Source organism: Geodermatophilus poikilotrophus, assembly GCF_900111455.1.
Taxonomy (GTDB): domain Bacteria; phylum Actinomycetota; class Actinomycetes; order Mycobacteriales; family Geodermatophilaceae; genus Geodermatophilus; species Geodermatophilus poikilotrophus.
On sequence record NZ_FOIE01000003.1, the window covers coordinates 340,754 to 365,311 of the forward strand.

The window sequence follows — 24,558 nt, forward strand, 5'->3', positions numbered from 1 at the left end:
GGGCCGAGCCGCTGGACGCGGCCGGCCGGTCGGCGCGTGGTGGGGGGCAGGAGGGTCCTCTCTCACGCCGCGGCCTCGGCCAGCACGCGCAGGTCGGCGCGGACGTGCTCCGGGACCACCCGGCGCCGGCGCAGCGCGGCCGGCACCTCCGGCAGCGCGCGCAGCAGCCCGCGACGCTCCGGCGCCCCCGTGCGCAGCGCCTGCAGCGCCAGCCGGCCCACCTCCGGCCACGGCCGGCGCATCACCGCGGTGAGCAGCCGGCTGCGCCAGATCGCCGTCCGCCGGCCCTCCGGCGCCGACCGCCGCGTCGAGGGGTGGTGGTGCACGGTGACCCCGTCGACGTAGGCGATGCCCCAACCGGCCGCGGCCAGGTCCAGCGACAGCCGCTCCTCCTCGCCTGGGAAGCGGACGACGGGGTCGAACCCGCCGACGGCGAGGAACGCCTCGGTGCGCACCATCGCGCCGCAGGCGATGAAGCCCAGCAGCGCCGGGCCGGGCAGGTCGTCGGGGGTCCCCAGCGGGCTGCGCGCCAGCTCGGTGCAGAACGAGTCGAGCCGCTGCTCGGGGCCGACGAGGATCCGCGCGTTGAGCACCGCCAGGCGGGGGTGCGCACGCATGACCTCGACGGCGCGGGCCAGGTCGCCGGGCGCCCACCACGAGTCGTCGTCGGCGAAGGCCACGAACTCCGTGCCGGCGCGCTCGACGCCGAGGGTGCGCGCGTGGGACCCGACGTTGCGCGCCAGCGGGACGACGGTGACCTCGGGCAGGGCCTCCCGCACCGCGTCGACCGTGCCGTCGGTGGAGGCGTTGTCGACCAGCACGACCGGCGCCTCGTGTCGCGGCAGGGTGGCGAGGAGGTCCCCGCGGCGGTTCTGGCTCATGACGACGACGGCCACGTCGCCGGGTCGGGGAGGGCTGCTCACGGCACCACCCTGCCCGCGCCGCCGGGCAGCCAACCGGCGGTCGCCTGTGAGCCGTCCGTCCCGGCCGGGGGCAGCGCGCCCGGGTCGGTGAACAGCCCCGACGCCGCGGTCGCCCCCGAGAGGGCGTCGGCGGCGAGGACGACGGCGGCCGAGGTCCACGTCGTCCGCTCGACCGGCCAGCGGGCGTCGTCGGGGTAGACGTAACCGGTCCAGTACGACCCGTCGTCCGCACGCAGGTGCTGCATGGCGGCCACCTGCTCCAGCGCGGCGTCCGGCCGGCCGGCGGCGGCCAGCGCGAGCGCCAGCTCGCAGGTCTCCGCACCGGTGACCCAGGGCCGGTCGGCGACGCAGCGCGTGCCCAGTCCCGGGACGACGAAGCGGTCCCAGCCGCCGGCCAGCCGGGTGTCTGCCGCCTCGCCGGTGACCGCGCCGCCCAGCACCGGGTAGTACCAGTCCATCGAGTAGCGCGACCGGTCCGCGAAGGCGTCCGGCCGGGTGCGCAGCGCGGTGCCCAGGTCGGCGACGGCGAGCTCCCAGTCCGGCTGCGGCCGCCCGGTCAGGGCGGCCAGGGCGACGCCGCAGCGCAGCGCCTGGAACAGGCTGGCGTTGCCGGTGAGCAGCGCGGTGCCGTCGGCGGTGCCGTCGGGCCGCAGCGCCCAGCCGACCGCGCCGCCGGGCAGCTGCATGCGGGTCACCAGGTCCAGGCCGCGGCGCACGGCCGGCCACAGCCCGGCGACCAGCGACTCGTCGCGGGTGAGCAGCCAGCTGTGCCAGACGCCGACCGCCAGGTAGCCGGCGTGGTTGCTCTCCGCCGCGGGGGAGACCTCGGCGCCGTCCCGGTACTCCGCGGCCCACGACCCGTCCGGGCGCTGCCGGCGGGCCAGCCAGCGGTAGGCCGCCCGCGCACGGGCGTGCTCGCCGCCGACGTCGAGGGCCATCGCCGCCTCGACCATGTCCCAGGGGTCCAGCCGGCTCCCGCGGAACCAGGGCAGCGCGCCGTCGGGCTCCTGCTCGACGGCGATCGCGGCCACCGTGGCGCGCACCTGCTCCCCGCTCAGCACACCGGGCAGCTCGGGGAGCAGCTCAGACAGCGGTCCGCTCCAGCTCGGTCTCGCCGGCCGTGGCCGCTCCCGCCGGTCTCTCCGCGTAGACGACCAGGCTCTTGCCGATCACCGGGTCGAGCAGCCGCTCGGCGGTGCGGGTGAGCCACGGCCGCTCAGTCAGGTCCCACACCAGCAGCCGGTGGTAGGCGCGCACGACCGCGGGGTCCCGCTCCACGCCCACGGCGCACTTGAGCCACCAGAACGGCGCGTGCAGCCCGTGCGCGTGGTGCTGCTCGCCCGGCACCAGTCCCGCAGCGGCGAGGCGGGCGCGCAGCAGGTCGCCGCGGTAGATGCGGACGTGGCCGCCCTCGTTGGCGTGGTAGGCGTCCGAGAGCGCCCAGCAGACCCGCTCCGGTCCGTACCGCGGCACGGTCACGGCGACCGTGCCGCCGGGCCTGAGCACCCGGGCGATCTCGGCCATCGCGGTCCCGTCGTCGGGGATGTGCTCGAGCACCTCCGAGGCGATCACCCGGTCGACGCTCTCGTCGGGGAAGGGCAGCGCCAGCAGGTCGGCGCGCACCACCTCGTAGGCCGCCCCCGCCGGGGCCTCGCCCGCCTCCGCGATCGCACCCAGCCAGCGCTTCGTCGTCCCGACCTCGGACACGCCCCGGTCGACGGCGACCACCCGCGCGCCGCGCCGGTAGGCCTCGAACGCGTGCCGGCCCTCGCCGCAGCCCAGGTCCAGGACGATCATCCCCGGCCGCAGGTCCAGGCGGTCGTAGTCGACGGTCAGCACGGGACGCCCTTCCGGTCCAGCACCTCGCGGTACCACTCCGCCGTCCGCTCGGCGGTCGACCGCCAGGTGTAGGAGGCCAGCACCCGGCGCCGGCCGGCCCGGCCGAGCTGGTCGGCGAAGGAGGGCGAGTCCAGGACCAGCTGCAGCGCCGCGGTGAGCTCCCCGACGTCCCCGGCGCGCACCCGCAGGCCGGCCTTGCTGCCCACGACCTCCGGCAGCGCCCCGGCGTCGGTCGTGACCAGCGCGGTGCCGCAGGCCATCGCCTCGATCGCCGGCAGCGAGAAGCCCTCGTACAGCGACGGGATGGCGACGACGGCGGCTCCCTGCAGCAGCCGCACCAGGTCGGCCTCGGGAAGCGGGCCGGTGAAGCGGACGGCGTCGCGCAGCGCCAGCCGGTCGAGGGCGGCCTCCGCCGGGCCGCCCGGGCGCGCGGTGCCGACGACGGTCAGCCGCACCGGCCGCTCGGTGCGCAGCTTCGCGACCGCCTCGAGCAGGTGCACCAGCCCCTTGAGCGGGACGTCGGCGCTGGTGGTGACCACGATCGAGTCCGGGTCGCGGGGGCGGTCGCCCGGCGGCGGGGCGAAGACGTCGGGGTCGATGCCCACCGGGATCACCCGGACGGCGTCCGCCGGGACGCCGAGGTGGGTCTCGATGTCGCGGCGGGAGTTCTCCGAGACGGTGGTGACGCCGTCCAGCTGCGGGGCCACGCGGGCCTGCATGCGGGTGAAGCCGTACCAGCGGCGCAGCGTCAGCCGGCGGCGCAGCGAGGGGGCGGCGGCGAGCTCCAGGTCGCGGTCGATGGCGATCGGGTGGTGCACGGTGGCCACGGTCGGCACCCCGGCACGGGTCAGCTGCAGCAGGCCCGAGCCCAGGCTCTGGTTGTCGTGCACGAGGTCGAAGAGGGGAGCCCGGGGCAGCAGCAGCCGGGCCGCCCGCAGGCTGAACGTCAGCGGCTCGGGGAAGCCGGCCGTGCACATCGTGGCGTACTCGAGGACGTCGATCCGGTCGCGGAACTCCGAGGGCCGCGGGGTGCGAAAGGGGTCGGGCTCCCGGTACAGGTCCAGGCTCGGCACCCGGGTGAGCGGCACGCCGTCGTCGAGCTCCGGGTAGGGCTGGCCACTGACCACGGTGACCCCGTGACCGAGGGCGGTGAGCTCGCGGGAGAGTGCCCGGACGTAGACGCCCTGGCCGCCGCTGTGCGGCTTGCTGCGGTAGGACAGCAGTGCGATGCGCAACGGCCGTCCCATGGTCGGCGACTCTAGCCAGCCCTCGTCACCCGCCTGTTCGCCGGTGCCCGGTCTGCGCGTCCCCGCAGCGCCTGACAGGATCGCGTCCGTGCTGCGCCACGTCGTCCTGTTCACCTGGTCCGACGACGCCGACGAGGAGCGCCGGGAGCAGACCCTCGCCGCCCTGCGCCGGCTGCCCGAGGAGGTGGGCGGAATGACCTCCTTCGCCGTCGGCCCCGACGCCGGGCTGCGCGAGGGCAACGCGCACACCGCGCTGGTCGCCGACTTCCCCGACGTCGAGGCCTGGCGGCGCTACGCCGACCACCCGGTGCACCTGCAGGTGATCGCCGACCACGTCAAGCCGATCCTCGCCGCGCGCAGCGCCGTCCAGTACGAGGTCTGAGGGAGGGGGGAGGACCCCCTTCCCCCACGCCTCGGGGGAGGACCCCCTTCCCCCACGCCTCGGGGGAGGACCCCGTCCTCCTCACCGCTCGCAGGCCCCCGGCGGGGTTACCGTCGGCGTCATGGCACAGGACCCCGTCCTCCCCACCCCTCGCGAGCTCGGGTCGAGGCCCTGGACGGGGCCGGGGACCCGGCAGGAGGGCCGGCGCGTCCGCCGCACCGCCCTGCTCGCCACGGGCCTGGTCGCCGGCGCGGTACTGACCGGCTGCGCGTCGGGCGCCGACGTCCGGGAGGCGGCGTCCACCGCAGCGCCCCCGCCGTCCGCCCAGGCCGCGGCGCCGTCCGCCGCTGCCGACCTGGCCGCCGGGCTGCTGCCCGCCGAGGCGTTCGGCCCCGGGGCCCGGGTGGTCCCGGTGTCGGGCGAGCAGCTGTCCCGGGGTGCGCTGGGCGGCATGGGCTCGCCGGCCGACGTCGAGGTGACGCCCGGGTCGTGCACGGCGGCCCTCCAGGCGCTGCCGTTGCACCAGCCGCCGGCCGCCGAGGACCTCGCCGCGCAGGTCGCCGTCCAGGGGACGACGTACACCGCGGAGCTGCTGGCCGTGGCCGGACCCGCGGCCGAGCTCGTCGGCCGGGTGCCCGGGCTGGTCGCCCAGTGCCCGCAGGTGGCGGTCAGCTCGCCGGAGCGCGGCAGCGCCACGGTCGACCTGGCGACGTTCGACGTGCCCGACCTGGGCGACGCCTCGGTGGGGGTGTCGGTGGAGGTCGCGGTCACCGAGCCCGGGGGCGCCCAGCGGGAGGCCTCCGGCCTGGTCGGGCTGGTGCGCGACGGCGATCGGGTGGTCGCGCTGGCCACCGCCGACCGCGAGGGGGCCGAGCCCGATCGCGCGGCGTTCACCGCGCTGCTCGAGGAGGCGTACGACACGCAGGCCGCTGCGGACTGAGGAGGAACCCCGCCCCTCTCCACCTCCCGCGGTGAGAGGAGGACCCCTCTCCCGGGCCCTCCGTGAGCTCGGGGCACGCCGGGGGAGGGTCAGGTGCCCTGGACGGGCCCGGGAGTCCACAGCCGTCCGCGCGGTCCACAGATGTCCCCGCGCGGCCCGTCCGGCCGGGTGCGGCGGCGAGGGTCGCCGGCATGGACGACCTCACACGCCCCCTGGTGTCCCTCACCGACTCCGCCGCCATCGCCGCCGCGCTGCCCCACCTCGTCGGGTTCCACCCGCACGAGTCGGTCGTCCTGGTGGCGCTCGGCGGGCCGACCGGCAACCGGGTGGGCCTCACCGCGCGCGCCGACCTGCCGGCCCGGGCAGCCTCCGCCGCGGTCGCCACGGCGCTGGCGCGCAGCGTCGCGACCGACGAGCCGGCCGGTGCCGTCGTCGCAGTGGTGTCCGAGGCGCCCGACGACCGCGGGCGACTGCCCGGCGGTGACGACCTCCCGGGCCTGCCGCACCGCGACGTGGTGCACGACGCCGTCGTCGCGCTGGCCGCGCTGGACATCCCGGTGCGGGACACCCTGCTCGTGCGCGGCGGCCGGTGGTGGTCCTACGACTGCACCGAGGCCTGCTGCGCCCCTGGGGCCGGCGAGCCGCTCCCCGGCGACGTGTCCGTGCTGGCGGCCGCCTCGGCGGCCGCCGGGCAGGTCGTCGCCCGCGACCGCGCTGTCCTGGAGGCGCGGATCGCGCCGCTCGACGGCCCGGCCCGGGCCGTGATGGAGGAGGTCACCTGGCGGCTGGTGGACCGCCGTGCCCGGCCGGCGCGCGAGGACCCGGACGCGGAGGCACGCCGCTCGTGGGACGCGGTGCTGCGCGCCGTGCGGCGCTGCCGGCCGCGCGCGGTCGGCCGGCTCCCCGACCGCGAGGTGGCCGGCGTGCTGTGGGCGCTGGTCGACGTCCGGGTGCGCGACCGCGCGCTCACCCTGGCGCTGGGGGGCGACGCCGCGGCGGCCGAGGTGCTGTGGACCGAGTGCACCCGCCGCGCCCCGGCGCCCATGGACGCCGCCCCGGCCACGCTGCTGGCGGTCAGCGCGTGGCTGCGCGGGGACGGCGCGATGGCGAACGTCGCGCTGCAGCGGGCGCTCGACAGCCGCCCCACCTACACGCTGGCGAGGCTGCTGGCCGACGGGCTCGCCGCCTGCCTGCCCCCGGCCGAGCTGCGGGCCGTGCTCGTCACCGGAACCGCCGACACCGACGAGGTCTGGGTCGCGGGGTGAGCTCGGTCGCGGCGGCCGGACGACGGGTGACCCCGCTCCGGCGCCCTCCGCAGGGTCCCGTCGCGAGCGGTGGGGTGAGGTGGAGGCCTTCCTCAGAGCAGCTCGGGGCGCTGCCAGTCCTGGCCGTGGACGTGCTCGGCCAGGAAGGACAGCACCGTCTCGTACCAGACCTGCGCGTTCCCGGGGGTGAGCACCCAGTGGTTCTCGTTCGGGAAGTAGAGGAACCGGGAGGGGACGCCGCGCTTCTGCAGGTCGTACCAGAGCCGCAGCGCCTCGCCGATCGGCACCCGGTAGTCGCGGTCGCCGTGGATCACCAGCACCGGGGTGCGGATGGCGTCGGCGTAGCGGTGCGGCGAGTTCTGCTCGTAGCGCTTGGGCTGGCGCAGCGGGTCGCCCCACTCCTTCTCCCAGTAGTAGGCCGCATCGGTGGTGCCGATGAAGGAGTCCACGTCCCACAGGCTGGCGTGGGTGACGATCGCCCGGAACCGGTCGGTCTGGGTGGCGATCCAGTTGGCCATGTAGCCACCGAACGAGCCACCCATCGCGGCGGTGCGCGACTCGTCGATCTCCGGTCGCTGCTCCACGGCGTCGACCGCCGCCATCAGGTCGGTGTAGGGCGCCTCGCCCCACGCGCCCCAGCCGCGGCGGACGAAGTCCTGCCCGTACCCCTGCGACAGCGCCGGGTCGGGCAGCAGGACGGCGTAGCCGCGGGCGGCGAGCACCCACGGGCACCAGCGCCAGGACCACGAGTTCCAGCTCATCAACGGACCGCCGTGGACCCACAGCACCAGCGGCGCCGGGCGCTCCGCCGACGCCTCCTCGGGCAGCACCAGCCAGCAGTGCACCGGCGTCCCGTCGGCGGCGGTGGCCTCGACCTCCTGCAGGGTGCCGGGCAAGCCGGCGAGGGTGCCCGGGTTCGGCAGCGGGTCGGGGTGCTGGCCGGTCGCCTCCGGGTCCAGCCGCACCGGCCCCGGCGGCTCGTCGTAGGCCGAGCGCAACGCGTAGAGGGCGCTGCCGTCCCGGGCCACCTGCAGGTCGCTGTAGGCGCCGTCGGTGGTCATGCGCACCGGCTCCCCGCCGTCCGCCGGCACCCGGAACAGCGCGTGCCGTCCGTCGTCGTCGGCCAGGAAGTACACCGCCGTCCCGTCGGCGCTGAACTGCGGCGCGGACGGCCAGCGGTCGAAGCCGGGGGTGAGCTCCCGCGCCGCGCCGGTGGCGACGTCGACGTGCAGCAGCGTGTAGTCCGGCGGCTCGTCGTGGGTCGACATCGACTCCCGCACGCAGACGACGGCGCTGCCGTCCGGGGAGAAGCGCGGTGCGCCCAGGTCGGCGAGCGGGTCGTCGACCAGAGCCCGGGCCTCCCCGGTCGCGGTCTCGAGGAGGACCAGCCGGTCCCGCCGGCCCGCCGGGCCGTCGGGCACGGACTCCACGCGCACGAGGAGCCGGCCGTCGGGGGAGAGGGTCAGGTCGCCACCGGCGCCGGAGGGCGGAACGGCGTCGGGGGTGAGGTCGCGCAGCTCGACCGGCGGGCGCTCGGCACCCGCGTCCGGCTCGGCGGGGAGTTCGCCGACCCAGAACAGGTGCGGGGTCGCCGGGCCGAGGTCGCTGTCCCAGTACCGCACCGGGTAGGCCTCGTGGAGGATCGCGGTGACCCCGGCCTCCTTGCGCCGCTTCCGGCGCTCCGCGTCGGCCTCGGCGTCACCCGCTCCCGGCATGGCCGACGCGGTGACGACCACCTCGCCGGAGTCCGCGGCGAGGGCGACTCGGGAGATCCCGCCCGGGTGGGTCAGCACCGGCCGCGCCTCACCCCCGTCGGCGGGCAGGCTCCACAGCGCCGGCTTCGGGTCCTCCGCTGCCTCGCCGGCTCCCGGGTCGGGGCGGGCGGAGGTGAACAGCAGTGAGCCGTCGGGCGCCCACACCGGCGAGGACTCGCCCGGCGCGCTGCGGGTCAGCCGGCGGGCCGGCCGCCGTCCCTCGAGGTCGACCTCCCACAGGGCCGACTGCCACGCGGTCTTCTCGTGGTCCAGCGTCTGCACCGCGATCGCCAGCCGCCGGCCGTCCGCCGACAGGGCCAGGCCGCCGACCCGCGGCAGGGCGGCGAAGGCCGCCAGGTCGGCGAAGGGGGAACCGGAGGGGGAGGCGGTGGTGGGGGCGTCGGAGGGCTCGCTCACCCGGCCCACCGTAGGAGCCGGGGGAGCGCGACCCCCTGCAGGGTCCCCGGCCCCGTCCCGGGCCGCGACCCGTCCAGAGGCTCGCCGCGAGCCTGCGAGCGCTGAGGAGGAGGGGGGCCTCCTACGAGCGGTGGAGGGCAGGGGTCCTTCTACGAGCGGGGAGGACGGGGTCCTCCTTCAGAGGCGAGGAGCCGCCTCGGCCGGGGTGAGCTCCTCGTCGAGGGCGCTGACGAAGACGTGCTGGGCCACGCCCATCGGCAGCGCGTTGCCGTCGAGGCTGACCGAACCGGCGGTCAGCTGGGCGACGGCGGTCATGCCCGGCCGCAGGCCCTGGGCGGCCAGCTGCCGCATGAGCTGGGTGTCCTCCTGCAGCTGCTCGCTGATCCGCTTGATCTCCACGCGGCGTCCCTCGGGGGTCGCGGTGGTGGACAGCAGGGTCAGCGAGTCGAGGACCGCGGAGGTCTCGCCGCCCAGGGCGTCGAGGCCGGGGATCGGGTTGCCGAAGGGTGACACCGTCGGGTTGCCGAGGAGGGTCAGCAGCTTGCGCTCCACGGCTTCGCTCATCACGTGCTCCCAGCGGCACGCCTCCTCGTGGACGTCGGCGTAGTCCAGGCCGATGACGTCGACCAGCAGGCACTCCGCGAGCCGGTGCTTGCGCATCACCGCGGTGGCCAGCTGCCGCCCGGACTCGGACAGCTGCAGGTGCCGGTCGCCCTCGACGGTCAGCAGGCCGTCGCGCTCCATCCGGGCGACCGTCTGGCTCACCGTCGGACCGCTCTGGTGCAGCCGCTCGGCGATGCGGGCTCGGAGGGGGACGATCCCCTCCTCCTCCAGCTCGAAGATCGTCCGGAGGTACATCTCGGTGGTGTCGATGAGGTCGTTCACAGGTCTCCTCCGTGTCGTCCCTGATGGTACGGGGGGAGAGCGCGCCCGCCCGCTCGCGCGACGGCACCGTTCGCGGCACGCCGCGGGTGTACCGACGGTAGCGTCGCCCGCGACACCGCCGTCGACGTCGGGGAGGGTCCCGTGAGTGACTCGGTCGCAGTCGTCTGGGACGACGCGCTGCTCGGCTACACGATGGGCGGGGACCACCCGCTGCACCCGGTCCGGCTGGACCTCACGATGCGGCTGGCCGACGGCCTCGGCGTCCTGTCCACCGACCGGCTGCAGGTGCTGCGGCCCACGCCGGCCGACGTCGACCTGCTCACCCGGGTGCACGACCCGGCCTACCTCGACGCGGTCAAGCGCGCCCCGGCCGACCCCGGCGTCGGCCACGGTCTCGGGACGGCGGACAACCCCGTCTTCGACGGCATGTACGACGCCGCGGCACTGATCACCGGCGGCAGCGTGCTCGCCGCCCAGGAGGTGCACAACGGCCGGGCGCAGCACGCGGTCAACATCTCCGGCGGGCTGCACCACGCGATGCGGGACCGCGCGTCGGGCTTCTGCGTGTTCAACGACGCGGCGGTGGCGATCAAGTGGCTGCTGGACCAGGGCCACCAGCGCATCGCCTACGTCGACCTCGACGTCCACCACGGCGACGGCGTCCAGGCCGTCTTCTACGACGACCCGAGGGTCCTGACCGTGAGCATCCACCAGACGCCGCTGACGCTCTTCCCCGGCACCGGGTTCCCCGAGGAGACCGGCGACCCGGACGAGGCGCTGGGCAGCGCGGTCAACCTCGCCCTGCCCAACGGCACCGACGACTCCGGCTGGCTGCGGGCCTTCCACGCCGTCGTGCCCAGCGTCCTCAAGGCGTTCCAGCCGGAGATCCTGGTGACCCAGTGCGGCTGCGACGCCCACCACGAGGACCCGCTGGCCGACCTCGCGCTGACCATCGACGGGCAGCGCGCCAGCTACCGCGCGGTCCACGACCTCGCCCACGAGATCTGCGACGGCCGCTGGATCGCCCTCGGCGGCGGCGGCTACGGCCTGGTGCGCTGCGTGCCGCGGGCGTGGACGCACCTGATCGCCGAGGCGGCCGGCGCCCGGCTGGACCCGGCCACCGAGATCCCCGAGTCCTGGCGGGAGGACGTCGTCCGCCGCGGGCTGCGCGCCCGGCCACCGACGCACATGACCGAGGGCGGCTACACCGGCTTCGCGCACTGGGACCCGTTCACCGAGTCCCGCGTCGACCGGGCCATCGGCCGCACCCGCAACGCCACGTTCCCCTACTTCGGCCTGGACCCGGACGACCCCCGTGACTGAGCAGCGCACCGAGACCCCGCCGGCGGAGGAGGCCCCGCCGCAGCCGCCCGCGCACTGGGAGGCCGACATCATCGCCGCCGACGGCGGCACGGTGCACCTGCGCCCGATCTGCCCCGAGGACGCCGAGGGCCTCGTCGGGCTGATGGACCGCAGCTCCGACCAGACCCGCTACTACCGCTTCTTCGGGCCGATGAAGCGGCTGTCGGACAAGGACCTGCACCGCTTCACCCACGTCGACCACGTCGACCGGGTCGCGTTCGTGGTGCTGCTGGGTGACCAGGTCATCGCCGTGGGCCGCTTCGACCGGTATCCCGGCACCGACGACGCCGAGATCGCCTTCCTCGTCGAGGACGCCCACCAGGGCCGCGGACTGGGCTCGGTGCTCCTCGAGCACCTGGCCGCCGCCGCGCGGGAGCGGGGCATCCAGCGCTTCGTCGCCGAGGTGCTGGCGCAGAACAACCGGATGGTGCGGGTCTTCCTCGACGCCGGGTACACCCCGACCCGGTCCTACGAGGAGGGCGTCGTCCACCTGACGTTCCCCATCGCGCAGACCGAGAGTGCCCTGCAGGTCGCCTACGAGCGGGAACAGCGCAGCGAGTCGCGATCGATCGCGCGGCTGCTCACCCCGTCGTCGGTCGCCGTGGTGGGGGCGAGCAACGACGAGGGCAAGCTCGGCCACGCCGCCCTGCGGCACCTGCTCGACTACGGCTTTCAGGGCCCGATCTACCCGGTCAACCCCGGCAGCCGGCACGTGCGCGGGGTGCCGGCCTACGCCGGCATCGAGGAGGTCCCGGACGACGTCGACCTCGCGATCGTCGCGGTGCCCGCCGAGGAGGTCGCCGCGGTGGTCGAGGCCGCGCGGCGCAAGAAGGTGCGCGGCCTGGTGGTGATCACCGGCGGGTTCGGCGAGTCCGGAGCCGAGGGGCGGGCCCGCGAGCGCGCGCTCGTCGCCGCCGCCCGCGCCTCGGGGATGCGGGTCGTCGGCCCCAACTGCCTGGGCATCGTGAACACCGACCCGGCGGTGCGGCTCAACGCCAGCCTGGCGCCCCGGGTCCCCGGCCGCGGGCGGGTGGGCTTCTTCGCGCAGTCCGGTGCACTGGGATCGGCGCTGCTGGAGCAGGCGCGCACCCGCAACCTCGGCCTGTCCACCTTCGTGTCGGCCGGCAACCGCGCCGACGTCAGCGGCAACGACCTGCTGCAGTACTGGGCGACCGACCCCGGCACCGAGGTCGTGCTGCTGCACCTGGAGAGCTTCGGCAACCCGCGCAAGTTCGCCCGCCTCGCCCGCCAGGTCGGCCGCACCAAGCCGGTGGTGGCGGTCAAGAGCGGCCGGCACGTGCGGATGACCGAGGGCCTGGCCGGCACCTCGGTGGCGGTGCCCGAGGAGTCGGTGGCGGCGCTGTTCGCCTCGGCCGGCGTGATCCGGGTGGAGACCCTGGCGCAGCTGTTCGACGTCGGCACGCTGCTGGCCCACCAGCCGCTGCCGTCCGGTGACCGGGTCGCGGTCGTCGGCAACTCCACGGCGATGGGGGCGCTGGTCTCCGACTCCGTCCTGGAGTACGGGCTGCGGCTGGCGCACGACGCGCCGACCGACATCGGCGCCGGGGGCTCGGCCGAGGAGTGGCGCGCCGCGCTGCAGGAGGCCGTGGACGACGACGGGGTGGACGCCGTGGTGGCGGTCTTCCTCCCCCCGCTCAGCCGTGGCTCGGCCGAGTTCGGCCGAGCCCTGCGCGAGGTCGCCGCCGGTGCGGACAAGCCCATCGTGGCGACGTTCCTGTCCGCCGAGGGCATCCCGGCCGAGACGGCCGTCCCCGGGGAGGACGGGACGCCGGCGCGCGGCTCGGTGCCGTCGTTCTCCACGCCCGAGCGGGGGGTGATCGCGCTGGCCAAGGTCGCGCAGTACGCCGCCTGGCGACGCCGCCCGGTCGGCGAGGTGCCCGACCTCGAGCAGATCGACGAGCGGGCCGCACGGGACGTGGTCCTGCCGGCGCTGGCCTCGGCGCCCGGCGGGCGGCCGCTCACCGACGAGGAACTCATCGCGCTGCTGGCCGCCTACGGCATCCCGCTGCTGGGGACCCGCACGGTCACCGACGCCGAGGCCGCGGTCGCCGCGGCCGAGGAGGTCGGCTACCCGGTGGTGCTCAAGTCGACGGCACCGTGGCTGCAGCACCGCTCCGACCTGGGCGGGGTGCGGCTGGACCTCGGCGACGCCGACGCGGTGCGCGCGGCCTTCGCGGCGATCCCGTCGGGCGACCCGGTGATCGTGCAGGAGATGGCCGCGCCCGGGGTGGCCACGGTCGTCGGGATCGTCGACGACCCGTCGTTCGGCGCGCTGGTCAGTTTCGGTCTGGGCGGTGTGGCCACCGACCTGCTCGGCGACCGCGCCTACCGGCCGCTGCCGCTGACCGACCGGGACGCCGCCGAGCTGGTGCGCGCGCCGCGTGCGTGGCCGCTGCTCAACGGCTACCGCGGCTCGGAGCCGGCCGACGTCGCGGCGCTGGAGAACCTGCTGCTGCGGGTCGCCCGGCTGGCCGACGATCTGCCCGAGGTGCTGCAGCTGACCCTGGAGCCGGTCCTCGTCGGCCCGCCCGAGCCCTGGCACGGCGGGCGGTCGCTGGTCGTCGCCGGCGCCACCGCCCGCATCGGCCCACCCACCGCCCGGGTCGACCCCGGCCCCCGCCGGATGCGGGCGCCCATGTGAGCCGTGAGATCCGTCGTCCCACCGGACGACACCGCGGCCAGGTGCCGCCCCCGGCCCGCGTGCAGCGCGTCCACGGCACCGCGCCGGGAGGCCCCCGCGCCGCAGCGCCGTTGCCCGCAGCGCGGGTCACGTGCCGAGGAGGGCAGTGGTCACCCCCTGCAGATGCAGCGAGAGCCGGTCACCGCACGGTGACCGGCTCTCGACGAGTCCGGGACTAGGCCAGGTAGTCGCGCAGGGCGTCGGCGCGCTGGGGGTCGCGCAGCTTGGCCATCGTCTCGCGCTCGATCTGGCGGACCCGCTCGCGGGAGAGACCGAACTGCTTGCCGATCTGCTCCAGCGTGCGCGGCTGGCCGCCGTCCAGGCCGAAGCGCAGCACGACCACGTCGCGCTCCCGCTCCTCCAGCGTGGAGAGCACGGTGCGCACGTCGCCCTTCATCATCTGGAAGGCCACGGCGTCCTCGGCGACCGCGGCGTCGGCGTCCTCGATGAAGTCGCCGAGCCGGGACTCCTCGTCGGCACCGACGGTCTGGTCCAGCGACACCAGGTCGCGGGAGTACTCCAGCAGCTCGGTGATCCGCTCCGGGGTCATGTCGAGCTCGAGGCCCAGCTCCTCAGCGGTGGGCTCGCGCTCCAGCTCCTGGTGGATCCGGCGCCGGGTGCGCACCACCTTGTTGACCTGCTCGGCGAGGTGTACGGGCAGCCGGATGGTGCGGCCGGAGTCGGCCATGGCGCGGGTGATGGCCTGGCGGATCCACCACGTCGCGTAGGTCGAGAACTTGAAGCCCTTGGTGTAGTCGAACTTCTCGACCGCCCGGATCAGGCCGACGTTGCCCTCCTGGATCAGGTCCAGGAACGTCATGCCGTGGCCGGTGTAGCGCTTGGCCACCGAGACGACGAGGCGCAGGTTGGCCTCCAGCAGGTGCCGCTTGGCGGCCTTGCCGTCAGCAGCCAGTGCCTTGTAGTCCCGCTGGAGAGCAGGGGTCAGCTGCCGCTCGGTCAGCAGGCGCTCGGCGTACAGGCCGGCCTCGATGCGCTTGGAGAGCTCGACCTCCTGCTCGGCGGTGAGCAGCGCCGTCTTGCCGATGGTGTTGAGGTAGACCCGGACGAGGTCGGTCGAGACCAGACCGCTGGTGTCCGGCTCGCGGCGCGACGAGCGGACCTCGAGGGTGTCAGTGGTGGAAGACTGCAGCAGCGTCACGATCTGTCTTCGTCCTTGCCTTCGGGTCGGATGCACGCCGTCGGTCGTCGATGGGCGACGGTGCACCCGGGCGTCGGGGGTGGGGCCGCTCGGCCGGCCTGGTCAGCCGGTGAGCCCCCGCTCTGTGTCCGTGTGGTACGCCCTGTCCAACGGCCCGGATGGGGTCAGGTGTTCCAGGGATGCCCGTTCCCCAGCCAACGCACAGGACGTGTGTCGTGTCACGTCTGGGTACCCGGCTCGACCGGCCCTCAGACCTCCAGGAGCAAGGTCATCGGCCCCTCGTTGACCGACGAGACCAGCATGCGCGCTCCGAACACACCCGTGGCGACCTCGCTGCCGCGGCGGCGCAGCTCGGCGACCACCTCCTCGACCAGCGGCTCCGCTGCCTCGCCGGGGGCCGCGTCGGCCCAGGAGGGACGCCGTCCCCGGCGCGTGTCGGCGTAGAGCGTGAACTGGCTGACGACGAGCACCGGCAGGCCGAGGTCGCCCACCGACCGGGCGCCGTCCTCGGTGGGGAACACCCGCAGCTCGTGCACCTTGCGCGCCAGCGTCCGGGCCCGCTCCGCGTCGTCCTCACGGCCCACCCCGACCAGCGCCAGCAGCCCGCGGCCGATCTCGCCCACGACCGCGCCGTCCACGGTCACGGCCGCCGTACCGACCCTGCTGAACACCGCGCGCACCCGGCCATCCTCCGGCCGGGCGGGGAGGGCGGCGGGGGACCCCCACCTGCCCCGGGGCGCCGCGGCCGGCGAGCCGCCCGGCCGGGACCCGGGCCGACGACCACGGGACGGCGAGCAGGACGCGGTGGTGACCGCCCGCGTCGAGACGGTCGTGGGCCGCGGCGATCTCGTCCAGCGGCAGCGGGTCGGCGACGGAGACGCGAGGGCTCCGCCGGCGGCCGCCGCGGTGAGGTCGGCGGCTGCCTGCTGCCCAGCGGCAGGCGGGGAGTCGTCGCTGCCTGCAGGCCATCGCCGCCACGGCGACCACGGCGGCTGACGATCGCGGGCGGTGGCTGTCGCCGGCACGGAGCGCGACCGGGCACCGCGGTGAGCAGCGGGGATTGTCATCGGGCAGGCGAGCCACCTCCTGATGGGGCGGCACGAGCACACCGCGGACCAGGCCTCCGGTGTGCTCGCCCGGGGGGACCGACAGCCTCGTCCCGCGCCACCGCCCCGGCGGCCCCTCCGGTGCGCCGGTCCCTGGTCAGCCGGTCCGGCTGGTCTGCGACGAGATCGATCCGGAGGAGGTCGGTGACCGGCCGCACAGTCCTAGGGTTCGACCAGGCCTGCGCGGATCGCGTACCGGGTGAGCTGGGTGCGGTCCCGCATCTCCAGCTTGGCCAGGATGTTGGCCCGGTGCCGCTCCACGGTCTTCACGCTGATCACCAGCAGGTCCGCGATCTCCTGCGAGGACCGCCCCTCGGCGATGAGCTTGACCACCTCCTCCTCGCGGGCGGACAGGATGCTGCCGGGCAGGCGTCCGCCACGGGCGACCCGCTGGAGGTGCTCACGCATGAGCGCGGTCAGCGCCTCGGGGTGGATGAACGGTTCCCCCCGCACGACCGCCCGGCAGGCCTCGACGAGATCCCGGTCGGCGACCGACTTGAGCACGTACCCGGAGGCGCCGGCGCGCAGGGCCTCGAAGAAGTACTGGTCGTTGTCGTACATCGACAGCAGCAGGATGCGCGTGGCCGGGGAGCGCCGGGACAGCTCCCGGGCGGCCTGCAGCCCGGTCAGCCGGGGCATCGCGACGTCGAGGACGGCGAGGTCGATGGCGTGCACGCGGGCCAGCGCCAGGGCCTCGGCGCCGTCGCCCGCCTCCGCGACGACGGTCAGGTCCGGTTCGTTGTCGAGGATCAGCCGGACGCCGCGACGGACGAGGGCGTGGTCGTCGGCGAGCAGGATCCGGGTGCTCGGCGGGCGGGTCACCGGCGCTCCTCCGTCCGGGGCACCGGGACGAGCAGCCGCAGCTCGGTACCGCCCTCCTGGTGGGGGCCGACGGTGAGCGTCGCGGCGACGAGCATGGCCCGCTCCCGCATGCCGCGGATCCCCGCTCCCTCGTGGCTGTCGCCGGGACCTCGGCCGTCGTCGACGACCCGCAGCTGCACCGCGTCGCCGGCGAACGTGGGCGTCAGGTCGACGCAGACGCGGCCGGCGGCGGCGTGCCGGGCGACGTTGGTCAGCGCCTCCTGCGCCACCCGGTAGACGACCAGTTCCGCGTCCGGCCCGAGCGGGGGGAGGTCGGGGGACAGCCGACGGCACACGTCCGCGCCGGTGAGCCGGGCGTGCTCGGTCACCAGCGACGTGAGGGCGCTCACCAGGCCCAGGTCGTCGAGCACGCCGGGCCGCAGCCGCCGCACCACCTGCCGGACCTCGTCCAGGCTGGCCCGCGCGGTCTCCTGGACCAGGAGCACCTCCTGCTGGAGGTCCGCCGGTGCCCGGTCGGCCACCCGCCGCAGGCCCAGCAGGACGGCGGTCAGGCTCTGCCCGACCTCGTCGTGCAGTTCCTGGGCGACCCGGCGGCGCTCGGCCTCCTGGGCGGCCAGCGCCTGCCCGCTGGAGGCGGCGCGCTCGGCCTCGAGGCGCTCGAGCATCGCGTTGAAGCTCGTGATGAGCTCGGCGGCCGGTCCACTGCCCTGCTCCGGGAGGCGCTGGCCGGGGCGGAGCAGGTCGACGTCCTCCATGAGGCGTCGCAACCGGTCGAGCGGCCCGAGCAGCGCACGGAGCAGCAACCCGTTGGCGACCAGGATCACGGTCAGGCCGACGGCCAGGACCAGGGCCTCGCGGGCGAGCACGGGCGTGGAGACGGTGGCCGGGGAGGCCGCCAGGACCGCGGTGCCGACCGTGAGGACGGCGCCGTTGACCAGGCACACCCGCCAGAACAGCGGCAGACCGCGACCGGCCTCCAGCCGTGCCCCCTGTCTCATCTGCCGCCTCCCACCGCCCCGCTGCCCGTCACCGACGTCGTCGAGCCTCGGGCACGGGAGCCTCCCGGCCAAGGACGCGCGGGAGAGATGGGGCCCAGCACCCATGTCCGGTCCGCTCCGGAATGGGTGCTGCCACGGATACCGCTCCGGCCACCCGGCCCGTGAGCATCGCGGTGGGCCGGCGATCGGCAGGCGGGGGAGGACGTCGACGAGGAGGGCCGGGTGCACCACGTCGCTGAGGCACTCCTCGCCCTCGGCGGCGCCTTCCTCGTCTGCGGCCTGGTCGCCCGCGCCGGTGTGCCCATCGGGCTCCCCACGATCCCGCTCTTCATGCTGGCCGGAGTGCTGCTGGGGCCGCACACCCCCGGGTTCGTGCTGGTCGGCGATCCGGCGGACCTCGAGCTGGTCGCCCGTCTCGGCCTGGTGTTCCTGCTGTTCTACCTGGGCCTGGAGTTCTCCCTCGCGCAGCTCACCTCCGGCGGACGGCGACTCGCGGCAGCCGCCGGCGTCTACCTGTGCCTGAACATCGGCGGCGGGCTGGCGCTGGGCTTCTCGCTGGGCTGGGGGACGTCGGAGGCCCTCGTGGTGGCCGGCATCGTCGGCATCTCGTCGTCGGCCATCGTCACCAAGCTGCTGGTCGAGACCCGGCGGCTCGGCAACCCCGAGACCCGCGTCATCCTCGGCATCATCGTCATCGAGGACCTGTTCCTCGCCCTCTACCTGGCCCTGCTGCAGCCGGTGCTGGGCGGCGCCTCCAGCGTGGCCGAGGCCGCCACCGGCATCGGCATCTCCTTCGCGTTCCTGCTGGTGCTGTCCGTCGTGGCGCGGCACGGCACCCGGTGGGTCAGCGCGCTGATGAGGACGAGGGACGAGGAGATCGTCGTCGTCCTGGCCCTGGGGCTGGCGATCAGCACGGCCGGCGCCGGGGAGCACCTGGGCGTCTCCGACGCCATCGGCGCGTTCATGATCGGCCTGATCCTGGCCGCCACGCCCACCGCTCGCCGGCTGCGGCAGCTGACCCACCCGCTACGGGACGGTTTCGGCGCCATCTTCTTCTTCCACTTCGGCCTGACCATCGACGTCGGGGACGTCCTCGCCGTGCTCCCGCAGATCCTCGTCGCCGCCGGGACGACCGTCGTGCTCGCGGTCGTCGCCGGCATCGTCGCCGCCCGCGTGCACGGCTTCGGTCGCCTGGGTGCGGCGAACATCGGACTCACCGTCCTGACCCGCGGTGAGTTCTCGCTGGTCCTCGCGTCGCTGGCGCTGGCCGCCGGGCTCGACTCCCGGCTCGGCCCGTTCGCCGCCGGGTACGTCCTGGTCCTCGCCGTCCTCGGCCCGATCGCGGTCTACTCCTCCCCGCGGCTGGCCCGTGGGATCCCGCGCCGGCTCCTGCCCCGGGACCCGGAGCCGGCAGGGCGGTGCAACGGCGTACCGCTGGACCTGGACGTCGGCACCTCGTCCCTGCACGAGCTGGGCACCGACCTCCTGCAGGTCCGGGTCCTGCCGGGATCCCGCCTGCACGGCGTCTACATGAACGAGCTGCGCCTGCCCGAAGGGGCGACCCCCGGCCTGCTCGCGCGCGAGGGGACCACGTCCGCGGTCGCTCCCCACACCCGGCTGCGCACCGGCGACGTCCTGCTGGTCTTCACGCAGCCCGCCCAGCGGCACGACACCGAGCGCCGCATCCTCGCCGTCCACCGCAGCGGCCGGCTGGCCCACTGGCTGGGCGACACCGGCACGTGAACGGACAGCCCTCCCGCTGCGGCGCCCACCGCCGACACGTGGCCGCCGCCGTCGGCGGGAAACGGCGCTGTGTCAGCGTGAGGGCGTGGCGGTCGTGACGCGCTCCTCGCCGGTCGCCTGGACCACGGTCCTGCCGGTCGTGGCGCTGGTGCTGGCCGCGGTGCACCACGCCGAGGTGGTGGCCCACCGGGGTGCTGCCGACCTCCACCACCAGCCGCCCGGGCTGGACCGCCGCTGGCCCCCGGTGCCCGAGGCCCCCGTCGCCGCCGGGCGGCGGACCTCCGGGCCGCGTCGTGCGGACGGCGCGGTGGTCTGAGGCGGTCGTGGCGGCGGCGCGACCTCCCCGAGGGCGCGTCGCCGCCACCAGGCGGAGCGCCCGGCTGTGGTCCGGCGGAGGAGGCCGCTGCGAAGAGGGTGAGCAGCACGGCCGTCCGGCCGTCGTCGCCGACCTCGTGCGGCACACTCCCCCGGTGCCGACCCTGCGCATCACCCAGGACACCGCCGCCGACGAGCTGCTGAGCCGCGACCCGCTCGCGCTCGTCCTGGGGATGATGCTGGACCAGCAGTTCCCCATGGAGCGCGCCTTCGCCGGCCCGCGCCTGCTGGCCGACCGGCTCGGCGTCGACACCCTCGCCGCCGCCGACCTGGCCGAGGCCGACCCCGAGCAGCTGGCGGAGGCCTTCCGGGGCCCGCCGGCGGTCCACCGCTACCCGGGATCGATGGCGGCCCGCACCCAGGACCTGTGCCGGCTCCTCGTCGAGCGCTACGACGGCCGCGCGGAGCGGTTGTGGGCCGACGTCCCGGACGGCGCCACCCTGCTGCAGCGGATCGGGCAGCTGCCCGGCTTCGGCACGCAGAAGTCGAAGATCCTCGTCGCGCTGCTCGGCAAGCAGTACGGCGTCACCCCGCCGGGGTGGCGGGAAGCCGCCGGCGACTACGGCCGGGAGGGGTCACGGCGGTCGGTCGCCGACGTCACCGGCCCCGAGTCGCTGGCGCAGGTGCGGGCGGCCAAGCAGGAGGCCAAGCGGGCGGCGAAGGCGGCTGTGACCTCCTGAGATGCAACGCCGGGGTGCCTGCATCGTGCGCGATCCGGTGGCACCATGGGCGGCAGACCCCGGGCTGTACGGGGATCCGGGCGCCGTCGGGACGCCGGGCACCGCAGCTCGTGAGGGGATCCGCCGGGCCCGTCAGGGACGGCGGAGGGGAGGAAGCCCGTGGCCTCGAGCCAGCAGCCCGCGCGAACCCGTCGGCCGGAGCCGGTGCTCATCACGGAGGCCGAACCGAGCCTGGCCGAGCAGCACGCCGCCCGGAAGCGGCGCTACGTGCTCACCATGCTCGTCCGTGGCGTGAGCCTGGTGCTGGCGGCGCTCTTCTACCAGGTCCTGTGGCTGGCGCTCATCTTCGCCGTGCTGGGCACCGTGCTGCCCTGGGTCGCGGTGATGATGGCCAACGACCGGCCACCGAAGAAGAAGGTCGACGTCAACCGCTACACCGCGCCGCGACCGGACCGGATCCTGGAGAACCCGGTGCGCCCGGGACGGGTCATCGACCACTGAGCAGAGGGCCTCAGCGGGCGCCCGGCCGGGCGACCACGACCGCCGCCTGCGCCAGGCCCGCCTCCAGCGCCCTCACCGGGTCCCCGTCCCGGTCGGCCAGCCAGGACGACAGCAGGCCGGCGGTGAACGCGTCGCCGGCCCCGGTCGTGTCGACCACCTCCGCCGCGTGCGCCGGGCGGTGCACCAGCACGTCGCCCGCGGCCCACAGCGCGCCGTCGGCGCCGAGCGTCACGACGGCCACGGCGTGGCGGGCCGCGAGCGCCCGCGCGGCCGCCGCCGGGTCGGCGCAGCCGGTGAGCAGCCGGGCCTCGTCCGCGTTCGGCAGCACCAGCGTGGCCGCCGCCGTGTCGGCCAGCCACCGGTCGACACCGGAGGCGGCCAGTGGCCCGGTGGACGCCGGGTCCACCGACACGGTGCACCCGGCCGCGCGGGCGGCGGCCAGTGCGGCCAGCCCGGCGGCGCGCGGACCGGGCGCGAGCAGGGTGTAGCCGGACAGGTGCAGGTGCCGCCGTGGCGTCGGGACGTCGTCCGGCGCGAGCGCGAGGTTGGCTCCCCGGTCGGCCAGCATGCTGCGCTGCCCACCCGGCTCGACCAGGCTGACGATCGTGCCGGTGGCCGCGCCCGGGACGACGCGGACGGTCGGCGTCACACCGGCGGCGGCCAGCTCGGCGACCAGGCCGGTGCCGGCGCCGTCGTCCCCCACGCAGCCGGCGAAGGTGACCGGCGTGCCCAGCCGGGCCAGGTGGACGGCGACGTTCGCCCCGGCGCCTCCGCCGTGGCTCCGGATGGCGGCCGGCCGGTCCGACCCGGGCGCCGGGGCACCGTGCAGGAGCACGACGACGTCGGTGGCCAGGTCGCCGACCACCACGACGTCGGGCACGGTCAGCGGGGGAGGGCGGCCAGGGCCGCCGCGATCCGGCCGGCCAGCTCGGCGTTGCGCAGCACCAGCCGGACGTTGACCGCCAGCGTGGCGCCCTGGCTGACCCGGTGCAGGTGCTCGAGCACGAACGGCGTCACGGCCTTGCCGCGCACCCCGGCCTGCGCCGCCGCGGCCAGCGCGTCGGCGATCACCCGGTCGTGCAGCTCGGGGTCCAGCTGCTCGTCGTCCGGCAGCGGGTTGGCCACCACCACGCCGCCGGGGGCCAGGCCGCGCCGCGCGGCGAGGACGGCGGCGGCCTCCTCCGGCGAGGACACCGCCCAGTCCAGCGTCGAGCCGGAGTCGGCGACGTAGAAGCCGGGGAAGGTCGTCGTCCGGTAGCCGACCACGGTGACCGACAGCGACTCCATCCGCTCCAGCGTCGCAGGCACGTCGAGGATCGACTTCACCCCCGCGCAGACCACCAGCAGCGGGGTGCGCGACAGCGTGGTGAGGTCGGCGGACTCGTCGAAGGTGTCGGCCGCCTCGCGGTGCACGCCGCCGAGTCCACCGGTGGCGAACACGCCGATGCCGGCGGCGGCGGCCAGCAGCGCGGTGCTCGACACGGTCGTCGCCCCGCTGCGGCCCAGCGCCAGGGCGACGGACAGGTCGCGGACGGCGAGCTTGGCCAGGTCGGGGTCGGCGCACACCCGGTCCAGCTGGTCCGGCGTCAGCCCGACGTGGGGCACGCCGTCGAGGACGGCGATGGTCGCGGGGACCGCCCCGCCGGCGCGCACGGCCGCCTCCACCTGGTCGGCCGCGGCGCGGTTGTCCGGCCGCGGCAGGCCGTGGGCCAGCAGCGTGCTCTCCAGCGCCACGACCGGCCGGCCGGCGGTCAGCGCGTCGGCGACCTCGGAGGACAGCACGGGCGCCCGGGCGGGCGGGACGGCGGGCGGACCGGGGCGGGAGGGCAGCACCCTGCCATCATGGAGGCGGAGGAGTCGCGCCCGGCGGGCGCCTCCCGGCCCCGTCCCCGACCTGAGGGAGCACCGCGTGAGCAGCACCGACATCCTCGAGAAGCCCGACGTCCGCGAGGGCGACACCGGCAACGCCAACGAGGTCTTCCACTACGTGCGCAAGAACAAGATCGCCGAGAGCGCGGTCATGGGCACGATGGTCGAGGCCCTGTGCGGCGAGGTCTTCCCGGTGACCAAAAGCCCGAAGCCCGGCAGCCCGGTGTGCCCGGCCTGCAAGGAGGTCTACGAGCAGCTGCGCAAGTAGCCGGACCCCGTCCTCCGCGCCGCACGAGCTCGTGACGGGGCCCGTGCCGCGATGATCACGGGGTCCGGGCGGCGACACGCCATCCGGAACCGGTGCGCCACCACCGCACGCCCGTGATCGTCGCGGTGCCGGTGCGCGGGGCTCGACGCGCGGCCGGGCGAGCCCGCCGCCGGTGGGGACGGGACCCGGCCGCGGGCACGGCCGGGGACGACGACGCGCTCAGCCCCGGGCTGCTCGCGCGCGCTCCAGCTTGGCGGCCCGGCGTTCCTGGCTGCGCCGCTGGTGCCGGCGCAGCGGAGCGGGCCAGCGGGTCTGGATCGTCGCGTTGAGCTCCGCGCCCAGCAGCACCGACATCCCGAAGAAGAAGCAGAACAGCAGCACGGCGATCGGGGTGGCCAGTGCCCCGTAGGGCAGCGTGGTGGTGAGGATGTCGGCCACGTAGGTACGGGTGGCCAGCGCGGTGACGACGAAGAAGGCGACGGCCAGCACGGTCCCCGGCAGGTGCCGGTGCCAGGGCAGTCGCCGCGGCAGCACCACGTGGTAGAAGCTGGTCAGCGCCAGCAGCAGGCCGACGAGCACCACCGGCCAGTACACGGCGTTGACCAGCACGGTTGCGGTGCCCCGCCAGTCGGCCGGCAGCAGGGAGACCAGCACCCCCCGGCCGAGCACCAGCAGCGGCAGCGTGAGCACCGCCAGCAGCAGCCCGACGACGAACAGCCACAGCGCCTTCAGCCGGGTGCGGATCGGGCCGCGGACGTCGCGCTGGTCGTAGGCGATGACGACGGTGTTCATGAACGTCGCCGTGGCCGAGGAGCCCGCCCACAGCGAGAGCACGAAGCCGACGCTCACCAGGTCCAGCCGCCCGGAGCCGAGGATGTCGTCCAGCGTGGGCTGCACCAGCCCCTCGACGACGTCCGGCGTGAGCACCTCGGTGGAGGCGCGGACCAGCTCTGCCTCGATGCGGGCGACCGAGGCGTCGCCGATGAAGGTGCCCAGGTAGCCCAGGGTGCCGAGCAGACCGATCAGCAGCGGCGGGACCGAGAGGATCTGCCAGAACGCCGCCTCGGCGGAGAGCCCGAGGATGCGGTCGTGCCAGGCCTTGGCCACCGTCCGGCCGAGCACCTGCAGCGGTACCCGCAGCGGAGCCGGCCAGCGGGCCAGCCGTCCGCGCTCGTGCGGGGCGTGCTCAGCGGGGACGGCGGTCGCTCCGGTCGGGGCGCCGTCGGTGCCGTCCTCGGGGTGTCCGGCGTCGGCCTCTCGGCCCCCGGGCAGGACGGTGCGCACCGCCCCAGTGTGCACGCAGGTCAGCGTGCCGACCGGCC

General features: G+C 75.7%; 23 protein-coding genes. 10 read left to right on the forward strand and 13 right to left on the reverse strand.

The window, feature by feature from the left end; all coding sequences use genetic code 11:
- Positions 1–62: 62 nt before the first annotated feature.
- Genes BMW27_RS09120 through BMW27_RS09135 form a run of 4 tightly spaced genes read right to left on the reverse strand, consistent with a single transcriptional unit; the run spans position 63 to position 4,009 of the window.
- A complete protein-coding gene (locus BMW27_RS09120) occupies positions 63–923 on the reverse strand; it encodes a glycosyltransferase family 2 protein (RefSeq protein ID WP_245743416.1) in 861 nt (286 codons plus the stop codon).
- On the reverse strand, positions 920–1,984 hold the full coding sequence (locus tag BMW27_RS09125) for a prenyltransferase/squalene oxidase repeat-containing protein (protein WP_245743418.1): 1,065 nt from the start codon (positions 1,982–1,984) through the stop codon (positions 920–922). Before BMW27_RS09125 ends, BMW27_RS09120 begins: the two co-directional genes overlap by 4 nt.
- Positions 1,985–2,006: 22 nt before the next feature.
- Positions 2,007–2,762, reverse strand: a complete 756-nt coding sequence (locus tag BMW27_RS09130) for a class I SAM-dependent methyltransferase (protein WP_091442605.1) — start codon at positions 2,760–2,762, stop codon at positions 2,007–2,009.
- Positions 2,756–4,009, reverse strand: coding sequence for a glycosyltransferase family 4 protein (locus BMW27_RS09135; protein WP_091442609.1), 1,254 nt, complete (start codon positions 4,007–4,009; stop codon positions 2,756–2,758). The genes BMW27_RS09130 and BMW27_RS09135 overlap by 7 nt, the downstream gene beginning before the upstream one ends.
- Positions 4,010–4,097: 88 nt before the next feature.
- On the opposite strand from BMW27_RS09135, the gene BMW27_RS09140 reads away from it, so the two are divergent.
- The 3 genes from BMW27_RS09140 to BMW27_RS09150 all read left to right on the forward strand — a co-directional run bounded on the left by BMW27_RS09140 (position 4,098) and on the right by BMW27_RS09150 (position 6,596).
- Positions 4,098–4,391, forward strand: coding sequence for a Dabb family protein (locus BMW27_RS09140; RefSeq protein ID WP_012949601.1), 294 nt, complete (start codon positions 4,098–4,100; stop codon positions 4,389–4,391).
- A gap of 121 nt (positions 4,392–4,512) precedes the next feature.
- Positions 4,513–5,331 carry a hypothetical protein gene (locus tag BMW27_RS09145; protein WP_091442613.1) on the forward strand — a complete coding sequence of 273 codons (819 nt, stop codon included), beginning with the start codon at positions 4,513–4,515 and terminating at the stop codon, positions 5,329–5,331.
- A gap of 191 nt (positions 5,332–5,522) precedes the next feature.
- Positions 5,523–6,596 carry a DUF4192 domain-containing protein gene (locus tag BMW27_RS09150; RefSeq protein WP_091442617.1) on the forward strand — a complete coding sequence of 358 codons (1,074 nt, stop codon included), beginning with the start codon at positions 5,523–5,525 and terminating at the stop codon, positions 6,594–6,596.
- A gap of 92 nt (positions 6,597–6,688) precedes the next feature.
- Here BMW27_RS09150 and BMW27_RS09155 read toward each other — a convergent pair whose 3' ends face one another.
- Together BMW27_RS09155 and BMW27_RS09160 are read right to left on the reverse strand one after the other, a co-directional pair.
- Entirely contained in the window at positions 6,689–8,767 is a 2,079-nt protein-coding gene (locus tag BMW27_RS09155; RefSeq protein ID WP_245743419.1) for a S9 family peptidase, read from the reverse strand.
- 177 nt (positions 8,768–8,944) lie between these two features.
- Positions 8,945–9,652, reverse strand: a complete 708-nt coding sequence (locus BMW27_RS09160; RefSeq protein ID WP_091442621.1) for an iron-dependent transcriptional repressor DtxR — start codon at positions 9,650–9,652, stop codon at positions 8,945–8,947.
- A 141-nt stretch (positions 9,653–9,793) separates the two neighbouring features.
- Here BMW27_RS09160 and BMW27_RS09165 point away from each other — a divergent pair, with 141 nt between their 5' ends.
- A complete protein-coding gene (locus BMW27_RS09165; protein ID WP_091442625.1) occupies positions 9,794–10,975 on the forward strand; it encodes an acetoin utilization protein AcuC in 1,182 nt (393 codons plus the stop codon).
- A complete protein-coding gene (locus BMW27_RS09170; protein WP_091442629.1) occupies positions 10,968–13,676 on the forward strand; it encodes a bifunctional acetate--CoA ligase family protein/GNAT family N-acetyltransferase in 2,709 nt (902 codons plus the stop codon). The genes BMW27_RS09165 and BMW27_RS09170 overlap by 8 nt, the downstream gene beginning before the upstream one ends.
- 214 nt (positions 13,677–13,890) lie before the next feature.
- Here the strand turns inward: BMW27_RS09170 and sigB are convergent, their stop codons facing one another.
- From sigB to BMW27_RS09190, 4 genes are all read right to left on the reverse strand, one after another.
- Positions 13,891–14,874 carry an RNA polymerase sigma factor SigB gene (sigB, locus tag BMW27_RS09175; protein ID WP_091442632.1) on the reverse strand — a complete coding sequence of 328 codons (984 nt, stop codon included), beginning with the start codon at positions 14,872–14,874 and terminating at the stop codon, positions 13,891–13,893.
- Positions 14,875–15,122: 248 nt separating this feature from the next.
- On the reverse strand, positions 15,123–15,554 hold the full coding sequence (dtd, locus tag BMW27_RS09180) for a D-aminoacyl-tRNA deacylase (RefSeq protein ID WP_091442637.1): 432 nt from the start codon (positions 15,552–15,554) through the stop codon (positions 15,123–15,125).
- Between the two features lie 588 nt (positions 15,555–16,142).
- Positions 16,143–16,802 (reverse strand): response regulator, encoded by a 660-nt coding sequence (locus tag BMW27_RS09185; protein WP_091442640.1) that lies wholly within the window; start codon positions 16,800–16,802, stop codon positions 16,143–16,145.
- Positions 16,799–17,800 (reverse strand): sensor histidine kinase, encoded by a 1,002-nt coding sequence (locus tag BMW27_RS09190; RefSeq protein WP_217638093.1) that lies wholly within the window; start codon positions 17,798–17,800, stop codon positions 16,799–16,801. The genes BMW27_RS09185 and BMW27_RS09190 overlap by 4 nt, the downstream gene beginning before the upstream one ends.
- 222 nt (positions 17,801–18,022) lie before the next feature.
- On the opposite strand from BMW27_RS09190, the gene BMW27_RS09195 reads away from it, so the two are divergent.
- From BMW27_RS09195 to BMW27_RS09210, 4 genes are all read left to right on the forward strand, one after another.
- Positions 18,023–19,543, forward strand: a complete 1,521-nt coding sequence (locus BMW27_RS09195) for a cation:proton antiporter (RefSeq protein ID WP_091442645.1) — start codon at positions 18,023–18,025, stop codon at positions 19,541–19,543.
- Positions 19,544–19,628: 85 nt separating this feature from the next.
- Positions 19,629–19,859: a hypothetical protein gene (locus BMW27_RS09200; RefSeq protein ID WP_091442649.1), complete on the forward strand. Its 231-nt coding sequence runs from the start codon at positions 19,629–19,631 to the stop codon at positions 19,857–19,859.
- Between the two features lie 154 nt (positions 19,860–20,013).
- Entirely contained in the window at positions 20,014–20,598 is a 585-nt protein-coding gene (locus tag BMW27_RS09205; RefSeq protein WP_091442653.1) for an HhH-GPD-type base excision DNA repair protein, read from the forward strand.
- Positions 20,599–20,802: 204 nt separating this feature from the next.
- Positions 20,803–21,099 carry a DUF3099 domain-containing protein gene (locus BMW27_RS09210; protein ID WP_245743421.1) on the forward strand — a complete coding sequence of 99 codons (297 nt, stop codon included), beginning with the start codon at positions 20,803–20,805 and terminating at the stop codon, positions 21,097–21,099.
- Between the two features lie 10 nt (positions 21,100–21,109).
- Here BMW27_RS09210 and BMW27_RS09215 read toward each other — a convergent pair whose 3' ends face one another.
- Both BMW27_RS09215 and BMW27_RS09220 read right to left on the reverse strand, forming a co-directional pair.
- A complete protein-coding gene (locus tag BMW27_RS09215) occupies positions 21,110–21,979 on the reverse strand; it encodes a carbohydrate kinase family protein (protein ID WP_217638094.1) in 870 nt (289 codons plus the stop codon).
- Between the two features lie 2 nt (positions 21,980–21,981).
- The gene (locus tag BMW27_RS09220; protein ID WP_091442662.1) at positions 21,982–22,932 is read right to left on the reverse strand and encodes a pseudouridine-5'-phosphate glycosidase; all 951 of its coding nucleotides are present in this window, start codon (positions 22,930–22,932) and stop codon (positions 21,982–21,984) included.
- 76 nt (positions 22,933–23,008) lie between these two features.
- Here BMW27_RS09220 and BMW27_RS09225 point away from each other — a divergent pair, with 76 nt between their 5' ends.
- Positions 23,009–23,236, forward strand: a complete 228-nt coding sequence (locus BMW27_RS09225) for a DUF3039 domain-containing protein (RefSeq protein WP_012949569.1) — start codon at positions 23,009–23,011, stop codon at positions 23,234–23,236.
- A 219-nt stretch (positions 23,237–23,455) separates the two neighbouring features.
- Here BMW27_RS09225 and BMW27_RS09230 read toward each other — a convergent pair whose 3' ends face one another.
- The gene (locus BMW27_RS09230; RefSeq protein ID WP_245743422.1) at positions 23,456–24,535 is read right to left on the reverse strand and encodes a YihY/virulence factor BrkB family protein; all 1,080 of its coding nucleotides are present in this window, start codon (positions 24,533–24,535) and stop codon (positions 23,456–23,458) included.
- Positions 24,536–24,558: the final 23 nt, after the last annotated feature.